A 16,397-nucleotide genomic window follows, 5' to 3' on the forward strand; every position below is an offset into this window, starting at 1 on the left:
GTAAAAAATCTTAATTTAAAATATTAATTGTAATAGAAGGTTTTTCTTTCCGTGTGGATTTTGGCCAACTAGGTTTTGCCTACAAACCTTGTAACGGCAAAGTGGGGATTTAAAATCCAAAATTTAAACTTTATGAGATACTCTAGGCTCAACGATATTTTGTAAATAATGCCTTTGCAGTATTTTCTGCTCTTGTAAATCGAAGTTCTATCTCTTCCCAATTAATTACATTCCACCATGCTGCAATGTAAGATGGTCTCTTGTTTTCATATTTTAGATAATATGCGTGCTCCCAAACATCCAATCCTAATAGAGGTACAAGCTCTTCAGTGATTGGACTGTCTTGATTTGCAGTTGTTTTGAATTGAATTTTTTTTGTAACTGGATTAAATATTAGCCAACCCCAACCGCTGCCCTGTATTACTGCAGTCTCTGCTGAGAATTTTTCTTTGAACTTCTCAAAACTTCCAAATTCTTTATCTATTGCATCTTTTAATTTCCCACCTGGTTCTCCACCGCCACCAGGTTTCATGCTTTTCCAAAATAATTCATGGTTGTTGTACCCACCACCATGGAAATTGATTCGCTCTCTGATTTCAGGTTTCATTTGATCTAAATCAGATAATATTATTAGTAATCCTTTGTCTTGATTTTCTTTTGCCATCTCATCCCATGCATCGTTTAATCCGTTTGTGTAGGCTTGATGATGTTTAGAATGATGTATCTCCATTGTTTGAGCATCGATGTGGGGCTCTAGTGCATCATATGCATATGGTAAATCAGGTAATAGAAAATCGCCCATTATAGTTTAATGTGAGGTTTACCTTATAAACAATTTTTCTGGTTTTGGCTGCATCAATCAGTATATTTTATTATCAGTTTTTAGAATTTTCTTTGTTTATTGTATACAATTACAAAGTCTTCTGCCAGTTTTTGATTTGGAATTATAATTCTACCACCATCTTCACTCAAAGCAACAATTTTTGTTAGATGTAGTTCTATGATCACGCCCTTTGTTTCTTTGATTGTGATAGAATCTCCAACATTTACATCAGAATTAAAAAATATTCCAATTCCTGCTGCAATGTTCTTTAACTGATGTTGTAATGCAATTCCAAATATTACCATACCTACACCAATGGAGGTAATTACCTCTAGTGCAATTTGGAATAATCCTAAAGATGAACCAAGATATGTAGCTTCTGAAACTATGATGATGACAGAAACAAAACCAATTATTTTTTGCGTCCCAACAAAATTTTTCATTTTTTTGTGAAGAGTATATCTAATTACGAGTAAGAGTACTACTGAAATAATTAATGATGCAAATAAGAGATAAAATTCTTCAACCATAACATGTTTCCTTTAATCAATTTTAACATCCCCCTAATGTAAATCCATCAGATTTTGAATTAATCTAAATTCAATGTAAATGAAAGGGAAGATTGCTCAAATCCCAAATGTTGATAGAATTGGTGAGATTCTTTGCGTTGATTTCCAGATTCCAATCTAATTCTATAGCATTTTTTCTCTTTTGCAAGAGCAATACAAAAATTGATTAGTTTTTTGCCTATTCCATGATTATGATATTTTTCAAGAACAACTAATTCTGGAATATACATCTCCAATGTAGATTGATTTAATCTGGACAAATATACTACACTTACCATACCAATAATTCTCACATCATCAAGTTCTGCAACAAGTATTGCCTTGTCTGAATCTTTCACATATTTTGTAACTAGTTTACGAAATGTTTCAACCTCAGAGTCTTTTTGTGGTTTTGGACGTCCTAGATCATACAACAATCCAAGAATCATTGAGACATCTTTGCCAGATGATGTTCTAACTGCTACATTATCCATAGCAAGATAGGATCATCATGACTTTAATGATTTTTTCTAGATTTAACTAGTACAGAGGTTAGAATTGGTTTTAGTACTAGAAGATATCATACAAAGTATGGTTTTTGATGAAAGTGTAAGGAAACTAAAATGTGATAAATGTGGATCACGATTCAAGTATCCTGAAAGACTGAAAAAACATAAAGAAATTGCACATAACAAGAAAAAGGAAAAATGTAGAGCCTGTGGTTCTGAATTTCACACTACTGATGATCTAAGAAAACACAAAAAAGATTGCAAGGAAAAAGTCTAACAGTTCTAATTTCACTCAAAGGTCTTGGCAGTCTTTGTAATTCGATGACCACAATTTGCACAAAGATTAATTTTTCCATCAAATCTGAGTTCGCCACATTTGTCACATCTAGTAAAAGCCATAATTCAATCAAAACAAACTAAGAGTTAAGAATGATCTCGATTTTAGATGAATCCTTAAAGGTTTGAACCATTTTTGGAGTTAAAATGAAACGCAGAAAGGTGTGTTTCTTAATATGAAGAGTAAACAACTCTAGAGTCTTTTTTTATTTTTCTTTTTCCAACCATCATAATCTGAAATACATTTACTGCAAAGATATGCAGGATCGGTTAGAAGGTTAATGCTAGATTGTAGGTTATTTTTTGATTTACAGCTCATACAAAATTTTTCTTTTGTTATTTCCTTTTTCACCATATGATTTAATCAATAAAAGTACCCAAATTGAGGATAAAAATGGACGCAGAAAAGGCAGGAAATAAGAAAAAACGTCGTGTAAACTTAATCACAGACTTTGATTTCTGATGCTTCTGCTTTAAAACCTGATTTTGCATGTGAGCCATCACAATTTGGTTTGTTTTCAGATGCAGTACATCTGCATAATGCACATAGTCTCTTTCCATCAGTTTCTACAATTAATGGACCGTTTTCTTTTGCTTGGATTGTTACTTTTACCATATCACAATGTGACTTTTATCGTATATTACACTGTCTTAATGGACTTGCCTGCCAATTTGAAAATAAAATGGGGCAGAAAACTAGAATATCATAAAAAATAGTTTTTAGAAATAGTCTAAATTACCTAAATTCATCAAGTAGGTCTTCGTCTTTTTTGAAGATCCATGTAAGACCAACCATATCCATTGCAGTTATTCTAGATGAAATTGGAGTTTCTGATTCACGTTTAACCAGAGAAATAGATTGATTTTGGATTGGTTCATGTTTGTATTGCATTAAAGTTGACATGATTTAGATATACAAAATTTACTTAAAAGATTAACGAACAAATGATCCTTAAAGGTTTGAATTATTTTTGAGATAGTTTTGGATGTATAACTGGTAAATAATAAAAATTGAATCTTAAGACCAGCAACGATTAGTTGTTTGGTGACAATTCCAATTGAATTTACTATTCAAAAAAAGTATTTAGTTCGTACTGATGATTCCTACTAATGATTCCTACTGGTAATTTCTGCTAGTTTCTTTTAAGTAGAATTTCTCGTCTAGTTGTCAATGAAAACAAAACAAGCGTTACCCGCTATGATTGCACTAGTTGCAATAATGGCAGTTGCTTTCTCACCTATGGCATTAGCCGTAAATGCAGATAGTAACATTGCTACAACTACAAATGTGGCAGGAGTATCTGCAGATGCTAGCATTTCAACAAGTGTAGCAGCAGAACGTCCTGTAGACACTGTAGTTAGACCACAAGTTCAATTTGATGGAACTACAAGTGGCTGGGCAATTATAGCAGGTCAAGCACATGAAGCAAAAATTGCTATTGATGGAAAAGCAGTACGTAATGATAATGGTATATGGAAAGTTTCATCGGATGCAGAAATTACTGCAGCAGACCGCCATGCAACATTGGAATTAAAAGGTAAAGCAATCAATGGTAAAATCAAACTTCATGGTACTGGCACATTAGATTCAGGTGAATCCTTTAGAATTATTCTAAGAGGACATTATACACCAGTATATGATGAGCAAGGAACATTTGTGATGGCCTTTACAGCAGCAAAAATTCATTCAGCAGAAAATGGCATACACATGCCATTGATTCAGAGTGGATTAGTAAATGTTGAAGCAGTAAACCCATCAACAGATGATTATGAAAAGTTCGTAGATGAATTTACTGTTCAGTAAATCACCTACACCTTTTTTATTTTTTTATTAATCAGGAATTACTAGTTATGATTTTAGATAGATTTGTCTAGTCTCAGGTTAGAGTAAGGGATGTTTGACTTTTTGAAGAAAAAAATCTCAAAGTTCATCAGAGAGATTTTTTATGTGAGAAGTGCTGTTTGCAAATGCCTCATCAATTGAGCGCTGCATCTCCTCCTCATATTGTTTCATCTCTATCTGATTTCTTTTTAGAATAATAATTTCTTTGATTGTAGGTAATTTTTTGAAATTAACATACTGTGAATGTGTCACGTAGCAAGTATACGATTTATCATCATCTTGAAATTTATACATTATTTTAAAAACCACGATTTCATCAATTAAATAGCAAATTAATATTTTAGTTTAGGAATTGATCTTAGTTTTTATTTCATTACAAATTAAACGCAATATGTACAAAATTGAAGCAATAGTTAGAAACTCAACTTTTTACGAAGTGAAAAAAGCCTTGGGAGAAGTAGGTATTGTGACATTTTCTGCATATCAAGTTCAAATTAGCGGGATACATCATGCACATGAAGGTGTAAGAACACATTCAAGTAATTACATTCCAAAATCTAAGATTGAACTTTTATGTTCAGATGAAGATAAAGACAAAATTATAGAAATTATACAAAAAACTGCAAGTACTGGTGAAAAAGGAGACGGCATTGTATTTTGTTACAAGATTGAAAAATTAGTCAAGATTCGTGATGGCGCACACGGTACAGAAGCACTCCAATAATATTCTAATTTCAAAATTGTTTCTTTAAATAACAAAATTTTCAATTAAATTTATTGGGCCTAAGAGAAATTCAATTAAAAGAAGAATATCGTTCAGACAAAGACGATATTGTTTCTGAGTTTTTTCTTCCCTGTCTAAGTAATTGCATTCAATATGATAGGTGTGTTGATTTTCTATCTATTCAGACATTATCAACATTCTCAGTAGCATTTGATAAATTTGCAGAGGGGAAAGCAAAATTGAGAATGGTTACAGGGCACAGATTTAGAACCAGTGATCTCAATATATTTACAAAACTCTTTTCTGAAAAATATACAAAGTCATTCAAGGGAAAATTAATCAAAGATGTCAAAATCCAAAAACTTCAAGACATTGTAAATAAGGGACAAGTTGAATTAAAAATTGCAATTCCAAATTCAGAGAGCATAACAGATACATTTTCAGAAAGAATTGGAATTTTTAGAGACGATGATGATCAAACAGTTGCATTTACAGGAACATCTAAAGAATCATTTTCTGCACAATCTAGAGACTTTGAATCAGTGGATGTCTTTACTTCATGGAATGATAAATCCAGAGTCGAAAGAAAAATAAAAGACTTTGAAGATTTGTGGCAAAATAAAACAAAGCATGTGGAAGTGTACGATTTTATGTATGCTGAAGAAAATAATCTTTTAAAATATTCTTCAGAATGGATTATGAAGGATTAGAGATCAAAGGGTTCTTCAAGTCTAGATTTGTTTTCGGCAAAATCCATTTTATTGATTTTATAGTAAATAACTTCACCACGGCGTTCTATTACTGCAATAATTGGTTCTTTTCCCATTTGAGTAATTTCTTCAATCTTTTTTTGTAGAGTTCCCATCTTTTCTTGTTGACCCTCATTGAGTCCAAAGATTAGGAATTTTGCACCTTTTTCACCATAATGGCCCCTCTCATACACTCTAAAATCAGAACCAAATCCAAATCCATCTTTGACAACATATCCCCTATTCCGTAGATCACGATAAATCAAAAATTTTGTAAGAGTTTCAAAATCAGTTTCCTGACAGATACTCATAAAAATATCAAAATTAATTTGTTTTTTGTTCTTTTTTAGAATCAGTCTTTTTGTATACAACAAGTAAAGAGTTTCAAATGATTTTAGGAATAATTTTTCTTCTTCAATTTCTCCAAACCCCTTTAATTCTAATTCATGAATCATGTTCTTTTGTGTGATACATGTTTGATCTGAAACTAACTCTCCATCAACTAATGGGGTATCATCCATAATAAAGTGAAAATCAAAGGATTTCCATATAAGCATTGGAGAATACGAGGGATGTCCTGCTAACCGTTAAAATATGGGCATTCTGGCTTGAAAATATCATGCATGGTGCTAATTATCGAGATGGAAAAGGTCAAGTCTTTACAAGAAAAGAATACATCAAAGGTAAACCACAAATCAAAATTGCAAAATTTCAAGGTGGTAAAAGAGGAACATATCAGTACTGTGTTCAATTATTGTTAAACGAAAAAATTCAGATTAGACATATGGCTATTGAATCTACAAGATTAGCTGCAAACAAAACACTAGAAAAAACAACTGGTGAAACAGGATATTATTCAAGATTAAGAATTTACCCACACAATCTTCTCAGAGAGAACAAACAGATTGCAACTGCAGGTGCAGATAGAGTTTCAGAAGGAATGCGAAGATCATGGGGAAAAGCAGTCAGTCTAGGTGCCAGAGTAAAACAAGGACAATGCATTATGGAATTGTACGTAAACGGTGATGCTCACTTAACAGCTGCAAAAAAAGCACTACATGGTTCATGTGTAAAATTACCAGGAACACCACTCATCAAAGTAATTGATTGGAACAAACTATCACCATAAGTTATCTAAATCAGATTTCTTATTTTTAACAAATTCTAAAAATTCTTGAAATTCTTGTTTTGTTGGTTCTCGATTTAGAATTCTTTTAGATTGATAATAAAATGTATTATAGATTCTTCCAACAACAATTCCCAAAGCAAAAGATTTTGAATCATCAATTAAGGATAGTGATTTGATTAATTGTTTAATTTCATCTTTATTTGATATAGAATCTTGAATTTTTTGCTCAATTTTCTTTAGAAGAGTTTCATCCATAATCTATCTTAATTGAAATAGTTAAAAACAGTTTAATATCCAAATTCAGCCTTGAGGTTTGTTGCAGTTATAGTACAGTCTGGTTAGTACTCGTGCTTGCCAAGTACGTGACCCGGGTTCAAATCCCGGTAACTGCACCACTTTATTTGTTCTTTGGAATCAATGCATTTTTTATTATCTCAAGTGCATCTTGAGCTTTTTCTGGACGTGGTAATTGAATCATAAACACCTTATCTTTTCCAAAATTAGATTTTGGAGAAGTGAGGGCAAGCATGGATGTTTTTGCAAGTGATTGGAAAAACACAAGGTGAGTTTTTGCATTCACAAGAAATGTTTCAGTGATATTCCCAGTTGAAAAAGTTAATGTTACATCAACAAATGCATTGCCCAATCCATCTTGTAAAATATTCAAATCAGTGTTAATGGATAATGGTTGCCCTGCAACTTTTGACAATATGTCATCATATCTTTTCTCCTCCAATTCAATACAAGGTGTCTCGTTTCCTTCAAAATCAAAAGTAGTAATTCCAGGATGTACTCTATCTAAGAATTCTTTGAGTTCATCAGACATTTTTTTTATCTTCCAATACAGGGATTACTTTGTCACCTGCCTTCATCAAAAATGGAGAGATGAAAGCAGTGATAATAGAAATTATACCAACTAATGGGAACAAGAAAGCACTAACTGCACCTATATCCACTCCAACTTTTACAATGACAATAGAGAATTCCCCTCGAGGTGCAGCCAAAGTGAATGCAGAACGAAGTGCCTTGCCACGTTTTTGTCTGAAAATGAAATTTCCAATCATATTACCTCCAAATTTCATTCCGGTTGCAACTGCAATCAAAGCAATTGCTACAAAAATATAATTTTCTAGTTGTGAGACATCCATCAAGGCTCCAACTGAAATAAAAAAGATAGCAACAAACATGTCTTTGATTGGGCTTGAAAGTAACTTTGCTACCTCAGCAGATTTAGATTCTGCTACCAAAACTCCTGCCAAAAATGCCCCAATTGCTACAGATAGTCCCACAATATTTGCAAATAATGCATAACCAAAGCAAAGACCTAAGACACTAAGCAATAATATTTCTCGATGTTCTGCTGCTGCAACCCTATCAATTAGTGGTGGGATTACACGAGTTCCAATAGTAAATGTACCTACAATAAGTCCAGTGGCAACCAATACAACCACAAGGATTGATTCTATAGATACAGTTCCAACTAATGCAATAGATTGTAAAGATGAAATTAAGATGACCGCTATCACATCCTCTACAATCAAAATACCAAGAACCATAATGGATGATTCTTTTTTGATTTTTCCCATGTCTTCTAACAATTTTACGATAATTGCAGTACTAGATATTGACAGGGCTGCAGAAATAAACAAAGCATCCATGAATCCCAATCCAAGGGCTGTAGCAGTATAGAACAAAACACCCAAGGTTGAAAACAATCCTATAGTTCCAACTCCAATTGCCACTCTTCCAATACTTTTGATTTTTGCATATGGAAACTCTATTCCAATTACAAAGAGAAGTAAGATAACTCCAATTTCAGCAAAAAGATTCAATGCAGAGATATCAGATAATATTCCAACACCTCCCAACGCATCACCAGACGGACCTCCTTCAGGTAAGACCCAAGACCAAAACGGGGAGAGAGGACCAATCAACATCCCTGCAAAAAGATAGCCGATGATCAATGGTTGTTTAATTTTAAAAAAAGCCAGAGTCACAACAGCGCCAATAATCATAATGAATGCCAAATCAGTGACAAAACTGGTGTGAGGTAATTCAGGAGTTATTTGTTCAATTAAACTAGTTACAGTATTGTTTAGTGTATTTTGAATTCCACCAGTAATCTGAAGTGGAATGTTTTGCATGTTATCAATCAACAAAATTGTTTAAAAAATGATTGTGAATTGCAAATTTGGAATATTCTAGACATAATATCAGGCTCAGCAATTTTGAAAATCTTTAACCTCTTTATGCCCAGACAACATAATCGATGTGCAGAGTGATGATTAGGTCATCTGAATTAAATGAAGAGATATGACCTGGGGTATCTGACTGCATAATTGGTTATTTTGCAATCACCTTACTATTAATAGTACGGTACCATACCGTACTATATGATTCAATGCGAATATTGTCCAAGAGGGTTTATTGAAACAGTGAATGGATTGGCTGAAAAGACATTTCATGAATTACTTCATGAACCAGAAGTTGTAAACAAGTAACTCTTTACATTTTTATTTTTACACCCAACTTTTTTATCTTTAAATTTTAAATGATTTCATATGGCTACCAAAACTACAAAAAAGAAAACGCCAGTCAAGGCAAAGAAAGAGCCTAATCCATCAGCGTTATTAAAAAAGGTAGCATCAGTCTCAGATTCAAACAAAGCATTACAAAAAGAAATTAAAGTAATGTCAAAAATCTTTGGTGAAAATCAAAAAGTGTTAGTATCCATGAAAGGAATGATTGACACACTAACATCTACACTTGAACATATTCAAAAACAATCAAAACAAATCAACATTATAGAAGATGATACACAAAAACTCTACGCAGGATTAAATCAAGTCAGATCTCAATCAAATCTAGTCAATAAAATTAATGACCAGACTGCTAAATTAGAAAAAGAGATCAGTAAAATTTCAGAATTACAAAATTCATCAAAATCTCAAGACATATCAGAACAAGTTGAAGAAAGTATGAATTCGATAAAGAATAATTCTCAAATGATCATCAAAATTGCACAAAGGATTGATGAAGTTAGAGATGACTTAAGAAAAGTTTCTGGAAAGACAGATTCATTCTTAGAAATTGGTTCTGAGATGGACAATCTAAAAAATACAATTAATGAACTTTCTGGAAAAACAGCAAAATTAGATACAGGCACTCAAATCATTGAAAGTCTCAAACAAGAATTAGGAAGAATCTCAGAAGGAGTATCATCTAGTTCAAATCTAAATGCAGAACTTGATGCAATTAAAATTACAATTGATGCAATATCATCAAAAGCATCAAAAATTGATTCTCTAGCAGGAGTAATTGATGGACTAAAACAACAGTTTGACTCCATTGCAGCAAAAGCAAATTCTATAGATAATTTGAGCCTAGAATCAATTAAAGAGCTAGGAGGCAAAATTGATAAAATTGAGACGGAGATTGGAGCACTAGCACAAAGAGCAGATTCCACAGCATTTGTAGGTGAAGGACTAAAATCAGTTCAAGAAGAAGTTGCAAATTTCAAACAAAACGTATTTGATAAAACAAACAGTATTGAACAAAAAATATCATCAGTGTCAGACACCCTAAAAAGACAAGACGAATCTACGATAGAATTCCATAAAAAATCTGAAAGCCTATTTCAAGAGATACAATCAGTCAAAGAAGTCACCAACAAGGCATCTAGTGATTCATCTAAAGAGATGATGGCTTTGTTAAAGTTATCAGAATACCAGTCAAACATTAGAATGAATGCCGAATCAAAATACGGAGTGTCAAAAGACATAGAAAAAATGGCATCTCAAACAGCAGATATTGTAAATCTCTTTGATCGAATTTCAATTGAATCTGGAGAAAAAATTCCTCTACCTCATGAAGTTCGACAGTGGGCTGTTAGTAAAATATTAGATTGTGCAGACAAGTGGGAAGTAAGATTCAGTGATGTGTATTCAATTTTAACAAACGCTATTGGTAGAGACATGTTAAAAGAATCAATTAGAATTCAACAAGTGCGAGACATTTATGGAATAAGAGCTGTTGATGAAATTAGAAAAGATCTAAATATTTCTTAATTATTCTAGATCAGTTTTGTTGAGTTGTTCTTTCTTTCGTTTTAATGCTGCAAAAATTCCTATAATTGCTGCAATCCAAATTCCACTAAGCATCATGTTTGCAGGACTGACATACATGTACGGAGTTGCATCCATGATGTTGATTTTTAACAGTAATGCCCTCTCCTTGATATCCAACATACCTGTATGATATGCAGAATTATCTTTAGGAATATGGGATATTTCATTAACGCCTGTAAACATGGTGTCTATGTTATTTTGAATTCTAAGAAAGTTAGTAGATTCTGTTCCAAATATCCAAACAGGGTTTTTTGAAATTATGTTGCCTTCAGTATCCCAGGTATCAGGTAAATTCACCATTACTATATCCAAATCTCCTTGGATTGCCACTAAATGATCACGAATCATTTTAGGATCTGATGAAGACACAATTCCATCAAGATTTCCTCGTATTCTATCAAGAGGGTAAATATCAGAATTGTAACCAGATATTGCCATATATCCTCCAAAAATAATAATTCCAAGTATTCCAATCATAGAAAGTTTGTAAATTTTATTTGCCATCTTTTCCTTCTTAGTTTTTGCTCGATTTTCACTTGATTTATTTCTTTTAAATCTAGTATGAGATAAACTCAGGTATGCAATGAAAAAAAAGCCAATTGTTTGAAGAGCAATGATTGGTACAAACACTGGATTGTTTGAAAAAATTGCAATAAAGATTCCCATCACTCCATAAACCCCAAAAAATATTTCTAAAAGAGTTGTTTGTGTAAATGGTAAATTATACGCCTTGTCTTTCCAATCATCTTTTTTTGTTACTAGTCCATATTTTGGAGTTCTGTGAAATTCATTTTTCTTTCCAAGTACTGCATCAAATACTGCTACTGTATTATTGACAGACATGCCAGCATTATAGATTAGTAATGCTGGAAGTAATTTTGCTTTAGATTTCCAATTTTTACCATACATTCCCTGAATCACTAAAACATATGCACCAGGCCCCATTGCAAGATATGTTGCAATCGTCAATGCAGGTAGAACACTTACAACATAAAGATTAACTTGAGCTGCAAGCAATACAGGTAATGATAAAAATTGTATCAATACTAGAGGATACACAATATGACGAGTAAGTTGAATGAATGCTTGAAGTTTGGCTTCAATTGCAACATGACGTTTTAGAGCAACATCAGAAAGTAATTTGATTGCACATTGAATTGATCCTTTTGCCCAACGAAATTGTTGTCGTTTTGCCCCATTCATTTGTGCAGGTAATTCAGCATCAACTACAATATCAGGTAAAAACAAACATTTCCATCCTTTCATTTGCGCACGATAGCTTAGATCAAGGTCTTCCACAAGAGTTGCAGTATGCCAACCTCCAGCATCTTCAATACAATCACGTCTCCAAATACCAGCAGTACCGTTAAAATTCATGAAGAGATTAGAATTACTTTTGGCTTTCTGCTCTACAAGGAAATGAAAATCAATACTGAGGGCTTGTACCTGGGTAATTGTAGAATAATTTTCGTTAACATGGCCCCACCTGCATTGAACCAGACCAATTTTTGATGTTGCAAAATGAGGTATTGCTCGTTTAAGAAACCAAGTGGGTGGAATAAAATCAGCATCAAATATTGCAACAAGTTCTGTATCAGTTGTTTTCATTGCATGTTTCAATGCACCTGCTTTGTAACCTATTCTTGTTCCACGTCGCACATGTTCAATTTGATATCCGTCTTTTTTGTAACCATCAACTACATCTCGGAGTAATTCAACGGTATCATCATCTGAATCATCGCATACCATTATTCTCATTTTGTCTTTTGGATAATCCATATGACAAACTGCATCAACGAGTCGTTTTGCCACATACTTTTCATTGTAAATTGGTAATTGTATAGTAATAGTTGGCGTTCCCCAATCAATTGTAGGATGAGATTCTTTTCTAGTTCTTGAAAGAAATGCAAGATAGTAAAAATTAACAGTGTATGCAGTAATAATTATGGCAGATAAGATAAACAGATCAAATACAAATGAGGTGAAAGGATTGATTGCCATATCACTAAATTCAAGGAATTGCTAATCGCTATTTAAGTGGAAAGAAATTAAATTTATTTTTGCTCATAAATCTTGATTGCTTGTGGGGGACATACGCCTTCACATGCAAGACAGAAAATACAATCAGGTTCTTTTGACATTAACGGCTTTTTCTCAGATGCTGGATTTCCAGGAGTATCAAACCATTCGTATACAGCAACAGGACATGCTTCAATACAACCACCATCTGCTACACAAATATCATAATCTACGGAAACAAATTCTCCCCAAACGCCCATGATACCATTACTTGTACCTCTCCTTCCCCAAGTTTTGATTGTGTGTTCAGGTGCTTCGTATGCTGCAGAAGGTTTCATTTTTGATTTATAATCAACATCAATTGGTCCAGGTTTTGCTCCATCTGGAATTTCAATAGAACTGTCATCTTCTTCACCATCTTCATCTTCTTTTGCCTCAACTGGTTTTGGTTTTGCACCAAGAACAATTTTTGCAAGAGGAGTTAGTTCTTCTAGTTTTTGAATAGCAGCAACTTCAGAAATTTTTTCAGTTTTTGCAAAATGAGAAATCATCTTATCAGCCAAAATAGTATTTCGTAAAATAGTATCAATTACCATTTTAGCAAAATGATCAGCCTTTTTTCTATAATCTTTAACCCAATTAGGATCACCGAACTTTTCAATTGGGAAAATTTGATAAATAATATCTACAACTTCACCAGTGACAATTTCAACTGTAACTGACAAATCAACTTCTTGATATCCTTTAGCATCAGGATCATCCATGTTTTGCTCCTTCCAACGATATGTTGCGTAAATTCTATCTGCATACATGTCCATTTCAAATGCTTTTTTGAGACCATCATGAACTGATTTTAGTTCAACTGGTTCTTCGAGTTTAATTGGTAATCGGTACAAGCCAAGTTTGAATCCATGTAAAGGATAAACGCCACGTTTTGCAGTTGCGGCCTCCATTGACCAAACTCGATCTTTTAGGAGTAAAGACATCTGAGATTATTCATCTTATTTTAGATAAAAAGGTTATCAGTCGTCATCATCAGGACATGTGAGTTCTCGGAGTTTTGTGTACTTTTCATCCATCGCTTCTGCGTAAACCAATACCTGAGATAGATCAAAGGAATCTTTTGCAAAATACCAACGAATTGGAACCCAATGTCCAATTCCATCCATATCATGGATCATTCCCTTATCGGCTTTGACATTGATTTTTTCATCAATAGATGTTTCTCTAATTTCAAGACCACGTTTAGTTTTGTCCTCGAGAATAATATCAGACTCGCCGTCTTTGATAAAATAGAAAGTACCTTTCTCAAGAACAGGAAGGTCTAAAAGCAATTTATTTTTCCACTGGATTTCCTATCATGTTTCCCCATTCAGTCCAGGAACCATCATAGTTTCTAACTTTTGGATATCCAAGTAGATATTTCAATACAAACCAACTGTGTGAAGAACGCTCTCCAATTCTGCAATAACAAATTACATCTTTGTCAGGAGTGACTCCTTTTGGTTCATAATTTTGTTTTAATTCTTCAACTGCTTTGAAAGTACCATCTGCATCATTAACTGCAGTTGCCCAAGGAATATTATTTGCATCAGGAATATGGCCACCTCTTTGTGCATGCTCCATTGGATATTCTGGAGGTGCAGTAATTTGACCAGTAAACTCTGCAGGAGATCTTACATCTACCATTACAGTATCTTCTTTTCCTAAAGCTCTGCTAACATCAAATAGATATGCACGTAATCCCTCATCTGGAGGTTGTGCAACATAAGTTGTCGGAGCCATTTGAGGTTCGTCAGTAGTGTAATCTTTATTTTCTAATTCCCATTTTTTTCGTCCACCGTTCATGATTTTGAGATTTTCATGACCGTAAATTTTGAAAACCCAAAAAGCAAATGCTGCAAACCAGTTGTTAAAGTCACCATAAAGAATAACTTCAGTATCTGCAGTAATTCCATTTTTGGCCATTAATGCTTCAAATTCTTTTTTACTAATGATATCTCGAGTTACAGGATCATTAATGTCTCGTTTCCACCAAATTAAACTGGCACCATTAATGTGACCTTTTTGATATCCATTTACAGGATCATAATCAACTTCAACTAATTTCCTTTTTTCATTAGGAGGATTCTGTGATACCCATTCTGTATCAACTAAAACTTCAGGATGTGCGTAACTCATAATTTGTACGGATTTGTTTTCATACTTATTTGTTTTTCAAAATAATAGGAAAAATATCATTTTTAAGTAAATACGATTCAGAAGAACTGGTTGAAATTAGAAAAAGTAGCAGTAGTTAGTAAAGTCGGGTCCAAGGATTCAGAACAAGCTGCAAAAGACGTTACAAAAAAGCTATTAGCAAAAAAAATTACAGTGTTTACCATCTCACCAATTGAAGTTGAGGGCGCAAAACAGATAGAGACTTTGGAGGAATTAAAAAAAGAGAAACTAGACCTAGTCATTACCTTAGGGGGAGATGGAACAACACTTCGCGTATTTAGAAACTTGGAAAATGAGACCCCAATTCTGACTATCAATGTAGGAGGAAATAGAGGAATTTTAGCAGAAATAACAATTGAAGAAATTGATGATGCAATTGACCAAATTTTAAAAGATAATTTCTTTTTAGATAAAAGGATTAGAGTTGTCGCATCTTGCGGAGGAAAAGAATTTCCACCAGCACTAAATGAAATTTACATCACTAGAACAAACTTGACTAAAACTGCAGAAATCACAATTAAATTTCAAGACGACATAGTTAAGCAGAAAATGGATGGAGTGATCATTGCAACACCAAGTGGTTCTACAGGTCACTCTTTTTCATTAGGAGGTCCAATTTTGCATGAAAGTTTAGATGTTTTAATCATTACACCTGTTGCACCCGTGTATAGATTAGCATCGTTGGTTGTTCCAGATGAAAAAATTGAAATTACATCTTCTCATGATTGCCATATTGCAATGGATGCACAAGTAGTCAAAGCAGTTGGATATGGAGAACCAATCACCATTAGGAGATACAAAAAACATGCAGTCTTTCTAAGATTAAAGAAAAGAGGACTAAGACAGATGAGCAAGCTTGGATTTTAGAATTTTAGATGCCAGTGCATTTTATGCAGGAGTACCATTTAGATCATCAGATGATTGTTACACAACCTCACTAGTTTATGAAGAAATTAAACACATAAAGAAAAACCATGACGCTTTAGGAACTTTACTTGAAACTAACAGATTAAAAATTAGAGAGCCAGATTTAGAATCTGTAAAAGCTGCAATCAAATCATCAAAAGATACAGGAGATTTTCCTCAGTTATCAAAACAAGATATCTCAATCATTGCACTAGGTATTGAAATGAAGGGTCAGATAATTAGTGATGATTTTGCAATTTCAAATGTTGCCAAGAATTTAGGTTTAGAAATTATGCCTATCATGACTAAAGGTATTGCAGATGTTGGAAAATGGATTCATTACTGTCCAGGGTGTAGAACAAATCACACAAGAGGAACACAATGTCCAATGTGTGGAACTCCATTAAAAAGAAAATTACTCAAACAAATAAGCTGAAACTATACAGTTAGAATTTAAAAATTAA

General features: G+C 33.3%; 22 protein-coding genes and 1 tRNA gene. 9 read left to right on the forward strand and 14 right to left on the reverse strand.

Features of this window, described 5'->3' with window-relative positions; all coding sequences use genetic code 11:
- Positions 1-148: 148 nt before the first annotated feature.
- From ACW9W4_RS05785 to ACW9W4_RS05795, 3 genes are all read right to left on the reverse strand, one after another.
- Positions 149-802, reverse strand: a complete 654-nt coding sequence (locus ACW9W4_RS05785; protein WP_457761530.1) for a superoxide dismutase — start codon at positions 800-802, stop codon at positions 149-151.
- A gap of 80 nt (positions 803-882) precedes the next feature.
- Positions 883-1,353, reverse strand: coding sequence for a mechanosensitive ion channel domain-containing protein (locus ACW9W4_RS05790; RefSeq protein WP_457761531.1), 471 nt, complete (start codon positions 1,351-1,353; stop codon positions 883-885).
- Between the two features lie 59 nt (positions 1,354-1,412).
- On the reverse strand, positions 1,413-1,865 hold the full coding sequence (locus ACW9W4_RS05795; protein ID WP_457761532.1) for a GNAT family N-acetyltransferase: 453 nt from the start codon (positions 1,863-1,865) through the stop codon (positions 1,413-1,415).
- Positions 1,866-1,929: 64 nt separating this feature from the next.
- Here ACW9W4_RS05795 and ACW9W4_RS05800 point away from each other — a divergent pair, with 64 nt between their 5' ends.
- Positions 1,930-2,157 (forward strand): C2H2-type zinc finger protein, encoded by a 228-nt coding sequence (locus tag ACW9W4_RS05800; protein WP_457761533.1) that lies wholly within the window; start codon positions 1,930-1,932, stop codon positions 2,155-2,157.
- A gap of 498 nt (positions 2,158-2,655) precedes the next feature.
- On the opposite strand, the gene ACW9W4_RS05805 is transcribed toward ACW9W4_RS05800, so the two are convergent.
- Both ACW9W4_RS05805 and ACW9W4_RS05810 read right to left on the reverse strand, forming a co-directional pair.
- Positions 2,656-2,832, reverse strand: coding sequence for a CDGSH iron-sulfur domain-containing protein (locus tag ACW9W4_RS05805; protein WP_457761534.1), 177 nt, complete (start codon positions 2,830-2,832; stop codon positions 2,656-2,658).
- Between the two features lie 120 nt (positions 2,833-2,952).
- Positions 2,953-3,120, reverse strand: a complete 168-nt coding sequence (locus ACW9W4_RS05810) for a hypothetical protein (protein ID WP_457761535.1) — start codon at positions 3,118-3,120, stop codon at positions 2,953-2,955.
- 267 nt (positions 3,121-3,387) lie between these two features.
- Here ACW9W4_RS05810 and ACW9W4_RS05815 point away from each other — a divergent pair, with 267 nt between their 5' ends.
- Entirely contained in the window at positions 3,388-4,020 is a 633-nt protein-coding gene (locus ACW9W4_RS05815; RefSeq protein ID WP_457761536.1) for a hypothetical protein, read from the forward strand.
- 117 nt (positions 4,021-4,137) lie between these two features.
- Here ACW9W4_RS05815 and ACW9W4_RS05820 read toward each other — a convergent pair whose 3' ends face one another.
- Positions 4,138-4,353, reverse strand: a complete 216-nt coding sequence (locus ACW9W4_RS05820; protein WP_457761537.1) for a hypothetical protein — start codon at positions 4,351-4,353, stop codon at positions 4,138-4,140.
- Between the two features lie 97 nt (positions 4,354-4,450).
- Here ACW9W4_RS05820 and ACW9W4_RS05825 point away from each other — a divergent pair, with 97 nt between their 5' ends.
- Both ACW9W4_RS05825 and ACW9W4_RS05830 read left to right on the forward strand, forming a co-directional pair.
- Positions 4,451-4,783: a P-II family nitrogen regulator gene (locus ACW9W4_RS05825; protein WP_457761538.1), complete on the forward strand. Its 333-nt coding sequence runs from the start codon at positions 4,451-4,453 to the stop codon at positions 4,781-4,783.
- A gap of 53 nt (positions 4,784-4,836) precedes the next feature.
- A complete protein-coding gene (locus ACW9W4_RS05830; protein WP_457761539.1) occupies positions 4,837-5,493 on the forward strand; it encodes a DNA repair helicase in 657 nt (218 codons plus the stop codon).
- Here ACW9W4_RS05830 and endA read toward each other — a convergent pair.
- On the reverse strand, positions 5,490-6,053 hold the full coding sequence (gene endA, locus ACW9W4_RS05835) for a tRNA-intron lyase (protein ID WP_457761540.1): 564 nt from the start codon (positions 6,051-6,053) through the stop codon (positions 5,490-5,492). The genes ACW9W4_RS05830 and endA overlap by 4 nt on opposite strands.
- A 98-nt stretch (positions 6,054-6,151) precedes the next feature.
- On the opposite strand from endA, the gene ACW9W4_RS05840 reads away from it, so the two are divergent.
- Complete coding sequence (locus ACW9W4_RS05840) at positions 6,152-6,661, forward strand: 50S ribosomal protein L16 (protein WP_457761541.1); 510 nt, start codon at positions 6,152-6,154, stop codon at positions 6,659-6,661.
- On the opposite strand, the gene ACW9W4_RS05845 is transcribed toward ACW9W4_RS05840, so the two are convergent.
- Entirely contained in the window at positions 6,653-6,916 is a 264-nt protein-coding gene (locus ACW9W4_RS05845; RefSeq protein WP_457761542.1) for a hypothetical protein, read from the reverse strand. The genes ACW9W4_RS05840 and ACW9W4_RS05845 overlap by 9 nt on opposite strands.
- 63 nt (positions 6,917-6,979) lie before the next feature.
- On the opposite strand from ACW9W4_RS05845, the gene ACW9W4_RS05850 reads away from it, so the two are divergent.
- Positions 6,980-7,056, forward strand: a tRNA-Gly gene (locus ACW9W4_RS05850).
- A 2-nt stretch (positions 7,057-7,058) separates the two neighbouring features.
- Here the strand turns inward: ACW9W4_RS05850 and ACW9W4_RS05855 are convergent.
- The gene (locus ACW9W4_RS05855; RefSeq protein WP_457761543.1) at positions 7,059-7,487 is read right to left on the reverse strand and encodes a hypothetical protein; all 429 of its coding nucleotides are present in this window, start codon (positions 7,485-7,487) and stop codon (positions 7,059-7,061) included.
- Positions 7,480-8,805, reverse strand: coding sequence for a cation:proton antiporter domain-containing protein (locus tag ACW9W4_RS05860; RefSeq protein ID WP_457761544.1), 1,326 nt, complete (start codon positions 8,803-8,805; stop codon positions 7,480-7,482). The genes ACW9W4_RS05855 and ACW9W4_RS05860 overlap by 8 nt, the downstream gene beginning before the upstream one ends.
- A gap of 417 nt (positions 8,806-9,222) precedes the next feature.
- On the opposite strand from ACW9W4_RS05860, the gene ACW9W4_RS05865 reads away from it, so the two are divergent.
- Positions 9,223-10,728 (forward strand): chemotaxis protein, encoded by a 1,506-nt coding sequence (locus tag ACW9W4_RS05865; protein WP_457761545.1) that lies wholly within the window; start codon positions 9,223-9,225, stop codon positions 10,726-10,728.
- Here the strand turns inward: ACW9W4_RS05865 and ACW9W4_RS05870 are convergent, their stop codons facing one another.
- Genes ACW9W4_RS05870 through ACW9W4_RS05885 form a run of 4 tightly spaced genes read right to left on the reverse strand, consistent with a single transcriptional unit; the run spans position 10,729 to position 14,988 of the window.
- Positions 10,729-12,789 (reverse strand): cellulose synthase family protein, encoded by a 2,061-nt coding sequence (locus ACW9W4_RS05870; RefSeq protein WP_457761546.1) that lies wholly within the window; start codon positions 12,787-12,789, stop codon positions 10,729-10,731.
- Between the two features lie 53 nt (positions 12,790-12,842).
- Positions 12,843-13,793: a 4Fe-4S dicluster domain-containing protein gene (locus ACW9W4_RS05875; RefSeq protein ID WP_457761547.1), complete on the reverse strand. Its 951-nt coding sequence runs from the start codon at positions 13,791-13,793 to the stop codon at positions 12,843-12,845.
- A 36-nt stretch (positions 13,794-13,829) separates the two neighbouring features.
- A complete protein-coding gene (locus ACW9W4_RS05880) occupies positions 13,830-14,141 on the reverse strand; it encodes a hypothetical protein (protein WP_457761548.1) in 312 nt (103 codons plus the stop codon).
- A 1-nt stretch (position 14,142) separates the two neighbouring features.
- Positions 14,143-14,988 (reverse strand): sulfurtransferase, encoded by an 846-nt coding sequence (locus ACW9W4_RS05885; protein ID WP_457761549.1) that lies wholly within the window; start codon positions 14,986-14,988, stop codon positions 14,143-14,145.
- A gap of 90 nt (positions 14,989-15,078) precedes the next feature.
- Here ACW9W4_RS05885 and ACW9W4_RS05890 point away from each other — a divergent pair, with 90 nt between their 5' ends.
- A complete protein-coding gene (locus ACW9W4_RS05890; RefSeq protein ID WP_457761550.1) occupies positions 15,079-15,894 on the forward strand; it encodes an NAD(+)/NADH kinase in 816 nt (271 codons plus the stop codon).
- Positions 15,884-16,369 carry an NOB1 family endonuclease gene (locus ACW9W4_RS05895; RefSeq protein ID WP_457761551.1) on the forward strand — a complete coding sequence of 162 codons (486 nt, stop codon included), beginning with the start codon at positions 15,884-15,886 and terminating at the stop codon, positions 16,367-16,369. The genes ACW9W4_RS05890 and ACW9W4_RS05895 overlap by 11 nt, the downstream gene beginning before the upstream one ends.
- Positions 16,370-16,397: the final 28 nt, after the last annotated feature.

The sequence above is a fragment of the Candidatus Nitrosopumilus sp. bin_7KS genome (assembly GCF_054095835.1).